General features: G+C 74.2%; 11 protein-coding genes and 1 pseudogene. 7 read left to right on the top strand and 5 right to left on the bottom strand.

Translation table 11 applies throughout. The features are described from left to right. Positions 1–78 precede the first annotated feature (78 nt). The 7 genes and pseudogenes from ACFVX6_RS28520 to ACFVX6_RS28490 all read left to right on the top strand — a co-directional run. A complete protein-coding gene (locus ACFVX6_RS28520) occupies positions 79–1,110 on the top strand; it encodes a GDSL-type esterase/lipase family protein (RefSeq protein WP_389696242.1) in 1,032 nt (343 codons plus the stop codon). 141 nt (positions 1,111–1,251) lie between these two features. After that, entirely contained in the window at positions 1,252–2,208 is a 957-nt protein-coding gene (locus ACFVX6_RS28515; protein ID WP_389696240.1) for an SCO0930 family lipoprotein, read from the top strand. Between the two features lie 214 nt (positions 2,209–2,422). Beyond that, entirely contained in the window at positions 2,423–3,286 is an 864-nt protein-coding gene (locus ACFVX6_RS28510) for a LytR/AlgR family response regulator transcription factor (RefSeq protein ID WP_389696183.1), read from the top strand. Positions 3,287–3,505: 219 nt separating this feature from the next. Next, positions 3,506–3,781, top strand: coding sequence for a hypothetical protein (locus ACFVX6_RS28505; protein ID WP_389696182.1), 276 nt, complete (start codon positions 3,506–3,508; stop codon positions 3,779–3,781). Between the two features lie 188 nt (positions 3,782–3,969). Then, positions 3,970–5,766 (top strand): cation acetate symporter, encoded by a 1,797-nt coding sequence (locus tag ACFVX6_RS28500; RefSeq protein WP_389696180.1) that lies wholly within the window; start codon positions 3,970–3,972, stop codon positions 5,764–5,766. A 171-nt stretch (positions 5,767–5,937) separates the two neighbouring features. Next, on the top strand, positions 5,938–7,173 hold the full coding sequence (locus tag ACFVX6_RS28495) for a histidine kinase (protein ID WP_389696178.1): 1,236 nt from the start codon (positions 5,938–5,940) through the stop codon (positions 7,171–7,173). 56 nt (positions 7,174–7,229) lie between these two features. Continuing rightward, positions 7,230–10,007 (top strand): annotated as a pseudogene (locus tag ACFVX6_RS28490) (ATP-binding protein); the annotation flags it as partial. Positions 10,008–10,043: 36 nt separating this feature from the next. Here ACFVX6_RS28490 and ACFVX6_RS28485 read toward each other — a convergent pair. The 5 genes from ACFVX6_RS28485 to ACFVX6_RS28465 form a co-directional block, all read right to left on the bottom strand. Next, positions 10,044–10,613 carry a sigma-70 family RNA polymerase sigma factor gene (locus ACFVX6_RS28485; protein WP_389696176.1) on the bottom strand — a complete coding sequence of 190 codons (570 nt, stop codon included), beginning with the start codon at positions 10,611–10,613 and terminating at the stop codon, positions 10,044–10,046. 236 nt (positions 10,614–10,849) lie between these two features. Continuing rightward, entirely contained in the window at positions 10,850–11,656 is an 807-nt protein-coding gene (locus ACFVX6_RS28480; RefSeq protein ID WP_389696174.1) for a VOC family protein, read from the bottom strand. Positions 11,657–11,791: 135 nt separating this feature from the next. Next, on the bottom strand, positions 11,792–13,009 hold the full coding sequence (locus ACFVX6_RS28475; RefSeq protein ID WP_389696172.1) for an FAD-binding protein: 1,218 nt from the start codon (positions 13,007–13,009) through the stop codon (positions 11,792–11,794). Between the two features lie 230 nt (positions 13,010–13,239). Further along, positions 13,240–14,682: a GuaB1 family IMP dehydrogenase-related protein gene (locus ACFVX6_RS28470; protein ID WP_389437321.1), complete on the bottom strand. Its 1,443-nt coding sequence runs from the start codon at positions 14,680–14,682 to the stop codon at positions 13,240–13,242. Between the two features lie 158 nt (positions 14,683–14,840). Continuing rightward, positions 14,841–15,862 (bottom strand): XdhC family protein (locus tag ACFVX6_RS28465; protein WP_389696170.1); only part of this gene is annotated, 1,022 nt, incomplete at its 5' end.

The raw sequence follows: 15,862 nt of genomic DNA, 5'->3' as shown, positions 1-15,862 counted from the left end.
TCGGACGTAGGTGTAGGTGTAGGTGTAGGCGTAGGCATTGGCGTAGATGCCGGTGCGGGCATGGGCGCAGGCGCAGGCATGGGTGCGGGAACGGCCGCGCACACCGGAGCGGAGCCCGGGCCGTGGCTGGACCCGGGGCCGTTCCTGCGCGGTGTGGCCTGGCTGGACGGGGGCCGCCCCGTGCGGGCCGACCCGGCCGACACCATGCGGCTGCCCTGGGACACCGGTGAGCGGGCCACCCTGCCCATCGGGGTGCGCCTGGAGTTCACCGCGCCCGGCGCCCGGGCGGTGGAGATCCACTACCGGGCGACCGTGCCCGGCCCCACCGACGCGCTGCGCGACCTCGCGCACGGGTTCGCCCTGTGGGACCGGCACGGGGTGGTCGGCGAGCTGTACACCGAGCCGGCCGCCGAGGCCGTCGTACGCCTCGAACTGCCGGGCAGCTCCGGCCCGTTCACCATCCACCCGCCGGAGACCCAGTCCCCGCTGATCCTCGGCCTGCGCGGGATCGGCGGCCCGCTCGCCCCCGCACCGCCCGCCACCCGCTGGGTGGTGCACGGCGACTCCATCACCGAGGGCTGGTGGTCCACCCGGCCCGCGCACGGCTGGCCGTCGGTGGCCGGGCGGGCGCTCGGCTGGGACACCGTCAACCTCGGCTACGCGGGCGCCGCGCGCGGGGAGCTGGCCTGCGCCGAGCAGATCGCCGGACTCCCCGCCGACGCCCTCACCCTGGCCTTCGGCACCAACTGCTGGTCCCGCGTGCCCTTTTCGGCCCCCCTGCTCTACGAGACCACCCGCGCGTTCCTCGAACTGGTCCGCCAGGGCCACCCCCGGACACCGCTGCTCCTCCTCTCCCCCGTGCTCCGCCCGGACGCGGAGCGCACCCCGAACAAGCTGGGCGCCACCCTGGGCGCCCTGCGCGACGCGATGGAGCGCGCCACCCGGGAGCGGATCGCCGCCGGGGACGAGCGGCTGGTGCTGCTGCCGGGGCGGGAGCTGCTGGGCCCGGAGCACTTGGCGGACGGGCTGCACCCGAACGACGCCGGACACCGCACGCTCGGCCTCGCTGTGGCCACGGCCATGAAGCGGGCCGGGTTCGACCTGGGGTGAGTGAAACAGCCCACATCGGAGGAATTGAACAGATCGGCTCCAACGAGGCGTGTCCTGCACACAGTTGCCGCCGCTCCACTCCGCTCGAACGGACGGACGCGGCGGCGGCGCAGGCAGGGACACACAGTGGGAGAGATCAAGATGGGCATCAAGCGCGGAACCACCCTGGCGGCCGTGGCGGTCGTCGTCGCACTCACCGCGACCGCGTGCGGCGGGAGCGACTCGGCGGGCGACACCGCCAAGCCGGCCGGAGCGGTCGCCGCTCCCTCCGAGGCCCCCTCTTCGGGCGACGGCGACGGCTACGGATCGGGCGCCGGCGCCGGCGCCGATACGGCCGGTGACGCCGAGCCCGGCGGTCAACTGGCCATCGCCCAGGACCAGAAGCTCGGCTCCGTCCTCGCCGACAGTGCGGGCTTCACCCTCTACCGCTTCGACAAGGACACCGCGAAGCCGTCGAAGTCCTCCTGCGACGGGGACTGCGCGAAGGTCTGGCCGGTGGTCGCGGCCGGCGACGCCACCGCCGCGGCGGGCATGGACCCGGCGCTGCTGGGCGAGGTGGTCCGTACCGACGGCAGCAAGCAGCTGACGGTGGCGGGCTGGCCCGTGTACCGGTACAGCAAGGACGCCAAGGCGGGCGACACCAACGGGCAGGGCGTCGGCGGCACCTGGTTCGCGGCGGCTCCCGACGGCAAGAAGGCGGCGAAGGCGGCCCCCGCCCCCGGCGGCGCCGGCCAGGCCTCCGGCGCGCTGACCGTGGCCAAGGACCCGAAGCTCGGCGACCACATCGTCGACGGCAACGGGATGACGGTCTACCGGTTCAAGCCCGACACCGCGTGGCCCATGGTCTCCAAGTGCGAGGGCGACTGCGTGGCCAAGTGGCCGGTCGTGCCGCCGGTGGACCAGGCGAACGCCAAGGGGATCATCGAGAAGAACTACCTGGTGCTCGACCGCCCCGACGGCAAGAAGCAGCAGACGGTGAACTGCTGGCCCGTCTACACCTTCACCGGTGACAAGAAGGCCGGCGACATCAACGGGCAGGGCGTCGGCGGCACCTGGTACGCGGTCGCCCCCGACGGCAAGCTCATCACCGTCCAGTAGACCGGCCCTCCCTGAGACCGGCCCTCAGTGAGACCGGCCCTCCCCGGGACGGCCCTCCCTGAGACGGGCCTCCCCGGGACGGCCCTCCCTGAGACGGCCCTCCCCGAGACCGGTCCCCCGGACCAACCGACCGCGCGGCCCCCGCCTCCCCTCCCCCCGGGGCGGGGGTCGCGCACCGTTTCGCCCCGGCCGGGCGGAACCTAGACTCCGCATCATGCTGCGCGTACTGGCCGTCGACGACGAGAAGCCCCTGCTCGAAGAGCTCCTCTACTTGCTGCGCTCGGACCCCCGGGTGCTCAGCGCCGAGGGCGCCTCGGACGCCACCGAGGCGCTGCGCCGGATCACCCGGGCGCTGGAGAGCGGCCCGGACGGGGCCGACGTCATCGACGTGGTCTTCCTCGACATCCACATGGCGGGGCTGACCGGGCTGGACATCGCGCGGCTGCTGACCGGGTTCGCGCGGCCGCCGCTGATCGTGTTCGTCACCGCGCACGAGGGGTTCGCCGTACAGGCCTTCGACCTCAAGGCCGTGGACTACGTGCTCAAGCCCGTCCGGCCGGAGCGGCTGGCCGAGGCCGTGCGGCGGGCCTGCGCGCAGTCCGGCCGGTCCGGTGAACAGCCCCCGGCGGCCGGCCCCGAGGCCGTGCCCGCCGTACCGGCGGCCCGCGCGGCCGCCCCCGAGACTCCCGGCGCCCCCGTCGCGGCGGTCGCCGCGTCCGCCGGCGCCCGCGGCGCGGACCGCGCGCCCGATCAGATCGCCGTCGAACTGGGCGGCGTCACCCGCTTCGTGGCGATAGCGGACATCGCGTACGTGGAGGCCCAGGGCGACTACGCCCGGCTGCACACCGACGAGGGCAGCCACCTGGTACGGATTCCGCTGTCCACCCTCGAAGAGCGGTGGGCGGCCCGCGGATTCGTCCGCATCCACCGCCGCCACCTGGTCGCACTGGCCCGCATCGACGAACTGCGCCTGGACGCGGGCACCACCACGGTCCGCGTCGGCGCGGCCGAACTCCAGGTGAGCCGCAGGCACACCCGCGAGCTGAGGGACCTGCTGATGCGCCAGGCCATGGGCTGAACCGACCCGGGTCCGGGGCGCAGCCCCGAGCCTGCCCGGGGGCCGGATGAAGCGGCCCCGGCGGGGCGCGCCGACCGTCCGGCGCGGCCACGCACCGTTCGTCGCGCCCGGAGATGCGTACGGCGATCCGCCCGCGCCGTCGGCCGCAGCGGTGGCCGGACCACCCGTCCGGGCGGGCCCCCGCGGGTATCGTGGATCTTCGGCCCCGGGAGGAAGCAGATGTCCGAAATCCAGGCGCTGCTCGACGCACTGACCGCACTGCCCCGCACCCGGCCGGCCGGTCCCGCCGAGGCCGAGGTGCTGCTGGCCCGCCTGCGGAGCGCGGCCGCACGCTGGGCCGACGTCCTGTACGAGGCCCACGAGGGCGCGTACGGACACCTGCCGCCCCGGGGCGAGGCGGCCCTGACGCTGGCCTTCCGGCGCGCCGAGGAATCGTACGTGGAGCTGGAGATCGCACTGCGGGACTGCGCGGAGCACCGCGATCCCGCCCGCTGAGCCATATCCGGCCTGACCTGACAGGCCCTAGGACCCTAGAGGGCCTGTTGCCCGCTCCGGGCGCGTGCGTAGACTCCCGTGATCCCGGCATGCGGCCCGGACCCGGCACCCCGCCGGGCTCCGGCGCACGACCGGGACCCGTACACCCGCGCAGGGCCGCGCCCGCGCCCCAGCCGAAGGACCCGCCGGTGAACCAGACGTACGCGCTGACCGCGGTCGCCGTCGTCGTCCTGGTCACGGTGCTGGTCGGCGCGCTGGGCCTGCGCATCTCCCGGACCACCTCGGACTTCTACGTGGCTTCGCGCACGGTCGGCCCGCGCCTCAACGCGGCCGCCATCGGCGGGGAGTACCTCTCGGCGGCCTCCTTCCTCGGGGTGGCCGGGCTGGTGCTGCTCCAGGGGCCGCAGATGCTCTGGTATCCGGTGGGCTACACCGCCGGGTACCTGGTGCTGCTGGTGCTGGTCGCGGCCCCGCTGCGCCGCTCGGGGGCGTACACCCTGCCCGACTTCGCCGAGGCCCGGCTCGAATCGCAGGCGGTGCGCCGGATCGCGGTGCTGTTCGTGCTCGGCGTCGGCTGGCTGTACCTGCTGCCGCAGCTCCAGGGCGCGGGCCTGACCCTGGAGATCCTGACCGGGGCTCCGCACTGGGTGGGCGGGGTGGTCGTCGCCTGCGTGGTGACGGCGGCGGTGGCGGCCGGCGGGATGCGGTCCATCACCTTCGTGCAGGCCTTCCAGTACTGGCTGAAGCTCACCGCCCTGCTGGTGCCCGCGTTCTTCCTGCTGGCCGCCTGGGCGGGGGACGGCGCACCGCGCGCCTCCTTCGACGCCCCGGCGGTGTTCCGCGAGCACACCGCCGTCACGCTGGCCGAGGACGTACGGCTGTCCCTGGACGACCCGCTGACGGTGACGGTGACCGGCCGGGTGGACGGGCGGTCGTACGCGGGGCAGCCCGTGACCCTCGGCGCCGGGCAGCATTCCGTACGGGCGCACGCGCGGCTGGAGTTCGCCCCGGACTCCGCCGTCCCGCAGAGCCGGGCGGAAGCCGGACCCGGCGTGTCGAGCTGGTCGGAGCCGCTGTCCGGGGACCGGCCCGAGCTGCGGCTGTACGCGACGTACGGGCTGATCCTGGCCACCTTCCTCGGGACCATGGGCCTGCCGCACGTGGCGGTGCGCTTCTACACGAGCCCGAACGGGCGGGCGGCGCGGCGCACCACGCTGGTGGTGCTCGGCCTGGTCGGCGCCTTCTACCTGCTGCCGCCGGTGTACGGGGCGCTGGGCCGGATCTACGCCCCGGAGCTGGCCCTGACCGGGGAGGCGGACGCGGTGGTCCTGGTGCTGCCCGCCCGGGTCGTGGGCGGGCTCGCCGGGGAGCTCCTGGGGGCGCTGCTGGCGGGGGGCGCGTTCGCGGCGTTCCTGTCCACGGCTTCGGGGCTGACGATGGCGGTGGCGGGAGTGCTGCACCAGGACGTGCTGCCTTCGCGCGGAGTGCGGAGCTTCCGGGTCGCGGTGCTGGTGGCGATCCTGGTGCCGTTGGCCGGGAGCGTGGCGGCGACCGACGTGCCGGTGGCGGACGCGGTGGGGCTGGCCTTCGCGGTGTCGGCGTCGTCCTTCTGCCCGCTGCTGGTGCTGGGGATCTGGTGGCGCGGGCTGACGCCGCCGGGGGCGGTGGCCGGGCTGGTGACGGGAGGCGGGGCGGCATTGAGCGCGGTGCTGGCGACGCGGGCCGGGCTGGCTCCGGCGGGGTGGGCGAACACGCTGCTGGCATGGCCTGCGGTGTGGTCGGTCCCGCTCGGCTTCCTGACGATGGTGCTGGTGTCGCTGGGTACGCGCGGGCGGATCCCGCCGGGCACTGCGGCGACGCTGGCGCGGCTGCACCTGCCGGAGGACGTGGCGGAGACGGCTCCCGCGGGCGGCGGCTCCGCGGGCGGGGCCGGGGCCGCCCCTGCCGCCCCCGCCGCCCCTGCCGGGAAGAGCAGTGCTCCGTGACCGGAGCCGCGCTCTGCGACCGGAGCAGCGCGCACAGGAGAGACGGGCACTCTGTCCCGGAGCACTGCTCTCCGCCAAGAGCGACGCACACCGACTTGACCGGAGCACTGCTCGCGACCAGAAGCAGCACGCCATGACCGGAGCACTGCTCTCGGAGGAGGGCCGCACACCATGACCGGAGCACTGCTCTCGATGCTCGGCGCGGCCGGCGGGACGCTGTTGCTGGGGCTCGGCTGGATCGGCGGGCGACGGCAGGCCCGGCGGGACGAGCGAGCCCTCGGCCTCGACCTCGGCACCCCCGTCGAACGGGCCACCTTCCACACCCTGCACACCGCCTCCCTCGCCGCTCCCCCGCTGCGCGCCGGCCTCACCGAGGATGCCGCCCGCAAGGCCGCCCGACGCCTGCGCTCCCTCCTCGGGACCGAGGCCCTGTGCCTGACGGACCGCGGACACGTCCTCGCCTGGGACGGCCCGGGCGCCGACCACCACGAGCGCCGTGCGATGGCCCGGGTCGCGGTGATGTTGGACTCGGGGCGCAGCCAGAGCGTGCGCACCGAGTGCGAGCGGCCGGACTGCCCCCTCAAGTGGGCCGTGGTCGCCCCGCTGACCGGCGAGGACGGCATGCTGGGCGCGCTGGTGGCCTACGGATCACGGGAGTCGGCGGTGCTGGTGCGGGCCGCCACCGAGGTCGCGCGCTGGGTGTCCGTGCAGTTGGAGCTGTCCGAGCTGGACCGTTCGCGGACCCGGCTGATGGAGGCCGAGATCAAGGCGCTGCGCGCGCAGATCTCCCCGCACTTCATCTTCAACTCCCTGGCGGCGATCGCCTCGTTCGTGCGCACCGATCCGGAGCGGGCCCGGGACCTGCTGCTGGAGTTCGCGGACTTCACCCGCTACTCCTTCCGGCGGCACGGGGAGTTCACCACGCTGGCCGAGGAGTTGCGGTCCATCGAGCAGTACCTGGCGCTGGCCGGGGCCCGGTTCGGGGAGCGGCTCAAGCTGACCTTGCAGGTGGCGCCCGAGGTGCTTCCGGTGGCGCTGCCCTTCCTGTGCCTGCAGCCGCTGGTGGAGAACGCGGTCAAGCACGGGCTGGAGGACTCCACCGAGGAGTGCCGGATCACCATCGCGGCCCGGGACGCGGGCGCGGAGGCGCTGATCACCATCGAGGACAACGGCGTCGGGATGGATCCGTCCCTGCTGCGCCGGATCCTGGCCGGGGAGCAGCCCGGATCCTCCTCGGGCATCGGGCTGCCCAACGTGGACGAGCGGCTGCGCCAGGTCTACGGGGACGGCCACGGGCTCGTCATCGAAACGGGTGTGGGCGCGGGCATGAAGATCACGGTACGGATTCCCAAATACCGTGCGGGGGTGCACAGTTCGGCCCCACCTGGCCGAATTCCCCGGCGCTGACCGGACCGTGAGCTGCCATCCTGGAGGGGGCGCGAACGACCGGAGGGATCGCCGACGTGCGGGTCGGGCGAGAACAACACCGCGACGAGTGCCGTGACGCGTTGCGGACATGGGTGCGGGCAGGTGCGGAGGGCGGCGGAGCCTGCCTGGTCGTGGAGGGGGAGCCGGGCGCGGGCCGCACCTCCTTCCTGCACGAGGCACTGACCGAGGCGGCCGCGCTCGGCTGCCGGGTCCGGTACGGGGCCGCCGAGGCGCTGGGCACCGGACTTCCGCTGCGCGCGGCGCTGGACTGCCTGCATCCGGCCGGCCCCGGGCGGGCCCGGGCGCTGGCCCTGCTGCGGGAGGCCGCCCGGTCGGCCGAACCCGGCGGGGCGCTGCTGGCGGCCGTGGACCTGCTGGCGGCCGATGTGGAGGAGTGGTGCGCGCGGCGGCCGCTGCTCCTGGCCCTGGACGACCTCCAGTGGGCGGATCCGGCCTCCCTGCTGCTGTGGCGCCACCTCGCGCGCGCTGCGCAGCGGCTGCCGCTGCTGTTGCTGGCGGCCCGGCGGCGGCTGCCCCTGCGGGCGGAGGTGGAGGAGCTGTGCGCCTCCCTGGGCGGCGGGCCGGGCGGGCGGACGCTCCGGCTGGAGCCGCTGACGGGAGCGGAGTCGGCCGCACTGGTGCGGGAGGTGCTGGGCGCAGCGCCCGGCCCCCGGCTGCGCGAGGCCGCCGGACACGCGGGCGGCAATCCCCGGCTGCTGCGGGAGCTGCTCGCACACTGGTCCGGGATCATCGAAGTCCGCGCGGGCTCCGCCGAACTGACGCTCCCCGTCGGGGACTTGCCGCCGCCCCCGGAAGCGGCGACCCGAGAGCTGAGCCGGCTCCCCCCGGCGGCCCTGGCCACGCTCCGGCACGCCGCCCTGCTCGGACCGGCCTTCACGGCGCGCGAGCTGGCCCTCGTACGGACGCTCCCGGTGCGGGACCTGCTCGCGGACCTGGAGGCGCCTCTGCTGACCGGCGTACTGGAACCGGGCCCCCTGCCCGGGGGGCTCCCGGCCGGTACGCCCGCACACCACCCGGCCGACGGTGAGGCCTTGCGGTTCCGGCAGCCGGCCGTGCGGCTGGCCCTGTACGCGGGGCTGCCGGGGGCCGCCCGCAGCGTCCTCCACCAGGACGCCGCGCGGGCCTTCGCCGAGGCCGGGCTCGATCCCGTCCGGACCGCGGGGCAGTTGCTGGCCGGCGGGGCGCTGGACCCGTGGGCGGTGCGGTGGACGGCGGAGTCGGCGCAGGCCCTGATCGCGGTGGCGCCCGAAACGGCGGCCGCGCTGCTGGGCCGCGCCGTGGAACAGCGCGCGGCCCAGCAGCCAGACCGGACCGGGAGTCCGTACCGGGAGGCCCTGGAGGACGGGCTCGCCGACGCCGCGCTGATGCTGCGGCGGCCCGAGTCCGTGGAACTGCTGCGCACGCTGCGGGAGCGGGCGCAGGATTCCGGGCGGCGGGCCGCACTCGCCTTCAAGCTGGTGTCGGCGCTGATGATCCAGGGGGACATGGCCCGGTCCCTGGAGGTCACCGAGGAGGCGCTGGCCGAAGAAGTGCCCTTCGCGGAACTGCGGTTGCGCCTGGAGGCGTGCCGGGTCCTGGCGCTGGCCGATCTGCACCGGCCGGAGGAGGCGTACGCGTTGGCCGGGCCGTTGGTCGCGCGGGCGCGGCTGCTCGGCGATCCGCTCTGCGGCGCGGAGGCCGAACACGCCATGTCCTTCGCGCTGTTCCACCTGAACCGGGGCCGGGAGTCGCTGCGCCACGTGGCGGCCGGGATCGCGCACGCCCGCCGCAGCCCGGCCGCTAACGACATGCGGCTGCTGCTGCTCGCCAACCAGGCCGAGGGCCATCTGCGGTTCGACGAGCCGCACGCCGCCGCGGCGGCGCTGCGGGAGGCCCGGAAGTTGGCGGCCCGGACCGGTTCGACGGGCCGGCTCGTGGTCACGGAGGCCCTGCTGGCCGATCTCCGCTACCGGCTCGGCGACTGGGACGCCGCACTGGCCGGCCTCGCCCGGGCGCAGGGCCTGCCCGTCTCGGACGGCTGGCTGCCGGTGCTGACCCGCGGGCTGCGGGCCCTGATCCTGGGCCACCGGGGCGAACAGGACGCCGCCCGGGCCGAGTTGGCCGCGCTCGGCCCGGACGCGTACGAGCCGCCCGCAGCCCGTCGGCACACCGCGAACGTCCTGCTGGCCCGCGCCCTGCTGGCGGAGCGCGACGGGAGCCCCCGCGAGGCGCTGGAGGCGTTGCTGCCCGCGCTGGAGCACGGCGTGGAGGAGGCGGTGGCCTTCGACCGTCCCTGGGCGCTGTCGGAGGCCGTCCGGCTCGCTCTGGAGGACCGGGACACCGAGGCGGCCAGGTCGGCGGTGGCCGCCTGCGCGCGCACGGCGGCGGCCCTGCCGGAGCAGCCGGGTCCGGCGCTGGCGCTGCTGCGCTGCCGCGGGCTGTTCGCGCAGGACCCGGAGCTGCTGGCGGAGACCGCTGCGCTGGCGCGGGGCGGGCTGGTGGCGGGCCAGACCCTGGAGGACCTGGCGGTGGCCCGGGCCTGGCACGGGGACCTGCCGGGCGCGCGGTCGGCGCTGACCGGCGCGGTGGCCTCGTACGAGCTCCTCGGCGCCCGGTGGGACATCGCCCGGGCCGACGCACGGCTGCGGAGCCTGGGTGTGCGGCGGGGCAGCCGGGCTGCGCGGCGCAGGCCCGCGCGGGGGTGGGAGGCGCTGACCCCGGCGGAGCTGAAGGTGGCGCTGCTGGTCGCGCGGGGCCGGACGAACCCCGAGATCGCCTCGGCGCTGTTCCTGTCCCGCCGGACCGTGCAGACCCACGTCTCGCACATCCTGGCGAAGCTGGAGGTCCGCTCACGCGCGGAGGTGGCCGTCATCGTAGCCGGGCAGGAGGGCGCGCAGGGCCCGCAGGGCGTAGTACGTGCGGGATTTGACCGTGCCGGCGGGCACCCCGAGCGCCTCGGCGGCCTCGCAGACGCTGGCCCCGCGGAAGTAGATGAGCAGGAGCACGGCCCGGTGATCGGGGCTGAGTGATCGCAGGGCCTCGCGGACGTCGAGGACGGCGACCGACCGCTCGGTGCGGTCCTCGTCGGCGGGCGACTGCTCCAGCCCGTCGGGACCGACCTCGGCCGGGCGCGACAGGCGGGCCCGGCGGGCGTCGATGGCCACCCGCCGGGCGACGGTGTACAGCCAGGGCCTCATGGAGGCGTGGGCGCCGTTCTCCAGGGCCTCGGGGTGCTTCCATGCGCGGAACAGGGTCTCCTGGACGAGGTCCTCGGCCCGGTGGCGGTCACCGAAGGTGAGGCCGAGGAGGAATCCGTGGAGCGCCTTGCCGTGTTCCCTCTCCAGCCGGGCGAGGGCGTACGCGTCGGTGCGGCGGCGGCTGACCGTGACGGTGCCGGCGGTCGCGAACATGGGCGACATGGGCTGCCCCTTCCGGGTCGGGATGCGGCTCGGTGTGCACCGAGCGTGCCGGACCGCGCGCGTGGAGTTATCCGCCGCCTGACGTATCCCGCAGCGCCCTGCGCCCACCGGTCGTCCCCCGTCGGTGAACGGTCGTCCCCGGGGTGCGGCGGCGGGCGCGGCGGTACGCGAACGGCCCCGCCGCCGTCCGGATGGGACGGCGGCGGGGCCGCAAGAAGGGGACCCGGGCCGAGGGCTCAGTCCTGGGACGGGGTCAGCACCACGAAGTCGGCGTTCGACGGGTCGAGGCAGACGGCCAGCCGGCCGACGCCCTGGGCGTCTGCGGGCCCCATCTGCACGCTGCCGCCGCGCGCGGTGACCTCGGCGACGGCCTCGTCACAGTCGGTGACGTGGAAGACGGGGTGCCAGTACGGCCGTCCGCCCGCCACGGCGAGGTCCTCCGCGGAGAGCTCCATGAGTCCGCCCTGCATGCGTCCCTCGGGCTGCCCGGCAGGGGTGATCAGGGTGTACGTGCCCTCGCCGCCCGGCATCTGCATATCGCTGAACTGCCAGCCGAAGACGCCCCCGTAGAACTCTCGGGCGGCCGTGGCGTCGCTCGTGTACAGCTCGGTCCAGGACAGCGAGCCCGGCTGGTCCACGAGGTCGACGCCCTTGTTCTCCTCGGGCTGCCAGACGGCGAACTGGCCCCCCAGCGGGTCGCTGTACTGCGCCATCGTGCCCCACTCGTCGAGCTTCCTCGGCTCGACCCGGACGGTGCCGCCGGCGCCCTGGACGGCGCGGGTCGCGGCCTCGGCGTCGGGGACGCTGTAGTAGATCATCCAGGCCGGACGGGCGCCCTCCTCGGTGAGCTTGCCCAGCCCGGCGACGATCTTGCCGTCCTTGCGGAACATGCCGCCTTCCCCGCCTTCGGTGGCTTCCCCCTCGCCCATGGACTCGTAGTCCCACCCGAGGACGGCCCCGTAGAAGGCCACGGCGGCGGGGACGTCGGGTGCGCCGAGGTCCAGCCAGCAGGGGGAGCCGGGGACGAAGTCAGTGGTGATCATGACGACTGCCTTTCGCGGATCGAGTACGACCAGCGTGGCACCGGACACCTGCCCCCGCCCGTCGGTCCACGGGCGGGCGGGGCGGGGTCGGCGGCGGGCAGGAGGCAACAGACAGCAGGCAGCAGCAGGCCGGGGCTACGGCCGTACGTCCCCGAAGGCCCGGGTGGCGAAGTGGGTCAGCGCGTGCTCCTCGCGCAGTTCCCGGAGGCGCTGGAGGGCCGGGGCTCCGTAGATGCGCTCCAGCAGGTCCGTGTCGAAGTCGTGGGTGCCGTAGAGGTACGGACGGCCCTTGGCCTCCGCGCAGGCTTCCAGCAGTTCCCGCAGGACGCGCTTGGTCTCGGAGATCCCGCGGGAATCATCGGTCCCTGCGGCCGTGAAGATGCCGATCAGGTACTGCACCGGGGCGTCCACCACGGGCGCGAGGACGAAGGGCGTGGCCGATTCGGGGCGGCGGATCACCAGGAAGTACAGGGCGACCAGGGTTTCGGAGAGCGGGTACTCGTCGAGCATTCCCTCCACCTTCTTGGTGAAGAGCTTGAAGCCCTCCTCGTCGAAGACGTGGTCCACCCACATGTTCGCGTGGGAGTCCTCTTCGAGCAGGTGGTGGAGGTGCTTCGCGGTTTCTCCGTGGCTGAAGAGCATGTAGTCCGGAACGAGGAACTCCTGCGCCGGGTCCGCGGGCGCGGGTGCGTCGTCGGTGAGCGATACGTGCGAGTACCAGGCGGCCCTGTCGTACATGCCGAAGAAGCTCGACACCCACGGCTCCTGCACGCCGTGCATCATGAATTCCGTGAGGTCGGCGAGGCCGGTGTGCTCGACCCTGGCCGCACGGGTGACGGGCTGGTACGGAACCGTCTTCAGGACCACCTTCTTGATGAATCCCACCTGACCCAGGCCGCCCAGCGCGTAGCGGAACAGCTCGGAGTTCTCCCGGTCGGAGCACCGGAGCGAGCGGCCCGTTCCGTCGACGAGCTCGATCTCGTGGACCTGGTCGCTCTGGATTCCGGAACGGCAGGATGCGAGGCCGAATCCCCCGATGGAGAGGTTTCCGCCCACGGTGATGTCGAGGTAGCTGGGGAGGACGGGATTGGAGCGGCCGTGGCGGTTCAGCCATTTCTCCAGTTCGAGCCAGGTGATCCCGCTCGGGACTTCCACGAGGTGTTCTTCCCCGGCGCCCCCCGCGCCGCCCACGAATCGCGGCGTGGCATCGGGGCGGTAATTGTCGATGACGACCCCGGGGGAAAGCGTCTGGGTGTTGGTCGAGCGGCCGGCTCCCCGGACGGTCGTGTCCCGGCCCGCCGCGGCCGCCTCGCGCATCGCCCGTGCCACGGTTTCGCCCTCGTCCTCCCGCACCACCCTCCCGGGAGGAACGACGGAAGTCCGCCCGAAGTCTCGACTGAATGTGTCCACCTGTCTTCACCTTTCCACGGCCTGGGGCAGCACGACGCATCGTCGGCGCTCGACAGTCTGGGCCGGGGCGCTAGCGCAGCACTCGGACGGGCGGCGGCGGTGAGCGGGTCAGGGTCCGGACAGCACTGCGCCGGGGCCCCCAAGGGGACCCCGGCGCAGTGGTGACGAAGTGACTAGCTCCAGCTGGCGTGCAGCGGCTTGCCCTCGGCGTAGCCCGCCGCGGACTGGATGCCGACGACGGCCTTCTCCTCGAACTCCGCGAGGGAGGCCGCACCGGCGTAGGTGCAGGAGGAGCGGACGCCCGCGATGATCGAGTCGATCAGGTCCTCGACGCCCGGACGGGCCGGGTCCAGGAACATCCGCGAGGTGGAGATGCCCTCCTCGAAGAGACCCTTGCGGGCACGGTCGTAGGAGGACTCCTCCGACGTGCGGTTCTGGACCGCGCGCGCGGAGGCCATGCCGAAGGACTCCTTGTAGAGGCGGCCGTCGGCCGACTGCTGCAGGTCGCCCGGGGACTCGTACGTACCGGCGAACCAGGAGCCGATCATGACGTTCGACGCACCGGCGGCCAGTGCCATCGCCACGTCGCGCGGGTGACGGACGCCGCCGTCGGCCCAGACGTGCTTGCCGTGCTTCTTCGCCTCGGCCGCGCACTCCAGCACCGCGGAGAACTGCGGGCGGCCCACACCGGTCATCATGCGGGTGGTGCACATGGCGCCCGGGCCCACACCGACCTTGATGATGTCGGCGCCGGCGTCGATCAGGTCCTTGACGCCCTCGGCGGCGACGATGTTGCCGGCCACGATCGGGACCTGCGGGTCGAGGGCGCGGACGGCCTTGATCGCGCTGATCATCGATTCCTGGTGGCCGTGCGCGGTGTCGATGACGAGCGTGTCCACACCCGCGTCGAGCAGCTGCTTGGCCTTGGACACGAAGTCGCCATTGATGCCGACGGCGGCGGCGATGCGCAGCTTGCCGTTGGCGTCCGTGGCGGGGGTGTACAGGGTCGCGCGCAGCGCGGCCTTGCGGGTGAGGATGCCGACGAGCTTGCCGTCCTTGTCGACGGCGGGGGCCAGCTTGCGGTGGCCGGCGTCGAGCTTGGTGAAGGCCTCGCGGGGGTCGATGTCGGCGTCGATGAGCAGGAGCTCCTTCGACATGACCTCGGAGAGCTGGGTGAAGCGGTCCACGCCGGTCAGGTCGTGGTCGGTGACGACGCCCACGGGGCGGCCGTCCGCGTCGACGACGACGCCGGCGCCGTGCGCGCGCTTGGGCAGCAGGGACAGCGCGTCTGCGACGGTCTGGGTGGGGGCCAGCGTGATCGGGGTGTCGAGCACGAGGTGGCGGGTCTTCACCCAGGAGATCACGTCGGTGACGACGTCGATCGGGATGTCCTGCGGGATGACGACGATGCCGCCGCGGCGGGCGACCGTCTCGGCCATCCGGCGGCCGGCGATGGCGGTCATGTTGGCCACGACCAGCGGAATGGTGGTGCCGGTGCCGTCAGGCGCGGAAAGGTCGACGCCCTGGCGGGAACCGACCGCAGAGCGGCTCGGCACCATGAATACGTCGTCGTACGTCAGGTCGTACGGCGGCTTCAGGTCATTGAGAAAACGCACGTGCTGAACATCCCAGTCGTTCGGAGGTGACCCCGACAGGGCAGTCGAGGAACGCACGTACTTCATTCTCACACGACCTGGAGTTCACACCGCCCCGGCCGATCGTCCAGGACATTTGGGGCCGGATGGTCGCTTCCTACGGGACCTTGGCCCTCGTTCTACGGGACCTTGGCCCTCGGGACGGGCACCGGCGGGTCCGCCCGGCCGTGGACCGCGCCCCGGCTCCAGGCCAGCGGGAGAATCGTTCCCGCGTACCGCACGGCCGTGAACTCGGCTGCGATGGCGAGCGCGGTTTCCTCGGGGGTCGCCCCGCCGAGGTCCAGGCCGATCGGTGAGCGCAGCCGGGCCAGCGCGGCCGCCGGCACGCCCTCCGCCCGCAGCCGCCGCGCCCGCTCCTCGTGGGTGCGGCGCGAGCCCATGGCTCCCACGTACCCGAGCGGCAGCCGCAGGGCGAGCGTCAGCAGCGGGACGTCGAACTTGGCGTCGTGGGTCAGGACGCACACCGCCGTACGGGAATCCAGGCGGCCCCCTTCCCACTCCGCGGCCAGGTGCCGGTGCGGCCAGTCCACGACCACCTCGTCCGCGTCGGGGAACCGGGCGGCGGTGACGAAGACGGGCCGGGCGTCGCACACCGTGACCCGGTAGCCCAGGAAGGCGCCGATGCGGGTGAGGGCGGCGGCGAAGTCGATGGCCCCGTAGACCAGCAGCCGGGGCCGCTCGGCGGTCGATTCGACCAGCAGGGTCAACGGCTGCCCGCAGAGCCCGCCCGCCGTGCCGAGCTCGGCGGTGCCGGTGCGGCCGGCGGCGAGCCAGCCCCGGACCCGCTCGGCGGCGGCCCGGTCCAGCTCGGCGCCCCCGCCGAGGCGGCCCTCGTAGGAACCGTCGGCGTGCACGGCGATGGCCCGGCCGAGCTGCTCCGGCGCGCCGTGGACCACCCGGCCCAGTGCGGAGCGGGCTCCGCGGCAGGCCGCGTCGAGCACGGCGCCGATGACGGGCCGCACGGGGTCGTGCCGGCGCACCGGGGTGATCAGGACGTCGAGGACTCCCCCGCAGGTCAGCCCCACGGCGAAGGCGTCGTCGTCGCTGTATCCGAAGCGGTGCACGCTGCTCTGCCCGGAGGCGATCGCCTCCAGGCACAGCTCGTGCACGGCGGATTCGACACAGCCCCCGGAGAGGGAGC

This window comes from Streptomyces sp. NPDC058289, from assembly GCF_042880975.1.
Taxonomy (GTDB): Bacteria; Actinomycetota; Actinomycetes; order Streptomycetales; family Streptomycetaceae; genus Streptomyces; species Streptomyces stoeckheimensis.
The sequence above is the reverse complement of the archived record's forward strand: the minus strand, read 5'-3'. Positions and strand labels throughout refer to the sequence as shown.

Coding starts and splice junctions, on each gene's coding strand:
- ACFVX6_RS28515 (WP_389696240.1), top strand. CDS start 1,252: ATGGGCATCAAGCGCGGAACCACCCTGGCGGCCGTGGCGGTCGTCGTC.
- ACFVX6_RS28520 (WP_389696242.1), top strand. CDS start 79: ATGGGTGCGGGAACGGCCGCGCACACCGGAGCGGAGCCCGGGCCGTGG.
- ACFVX6_RS28510 (WP_389696183.1), top strand. CDS start 2,423: ATGCTGCGCGTACTGGCCGTCGACGACGAGAAGCCCCTGCTCGAAGAG.
- ACFVX6_RS28480 (WP_389696174.1), bottom strand. CDS start 11,656: ATGATCACCACTGACTTCGTCCCCGGCTCCCCCTGCTGGCTGGACCTC.
- ACFVX6_RS28505 (WP_389696182.1), top strand. CDS start 3,506: ATGTCCGAAATCCAGGCGCTGCTCGACGCACTGACCGCACTGCCCCGC.
- ACFVX6_RS28485 (WP_389696176.1), bottom strand. CDS start 10,613: ATGTCGCCCATGTTCGCGACCGCCGGCACCGTCACGGTCAGCCGCCGC.
- ACFVX6_RS28495 (WP_389696178.1), top strand. CDS start 5,938: ATGACCGGAGCACTGCTCTCGATGCTCGGCGCGGCCGGCGGGACGCTG.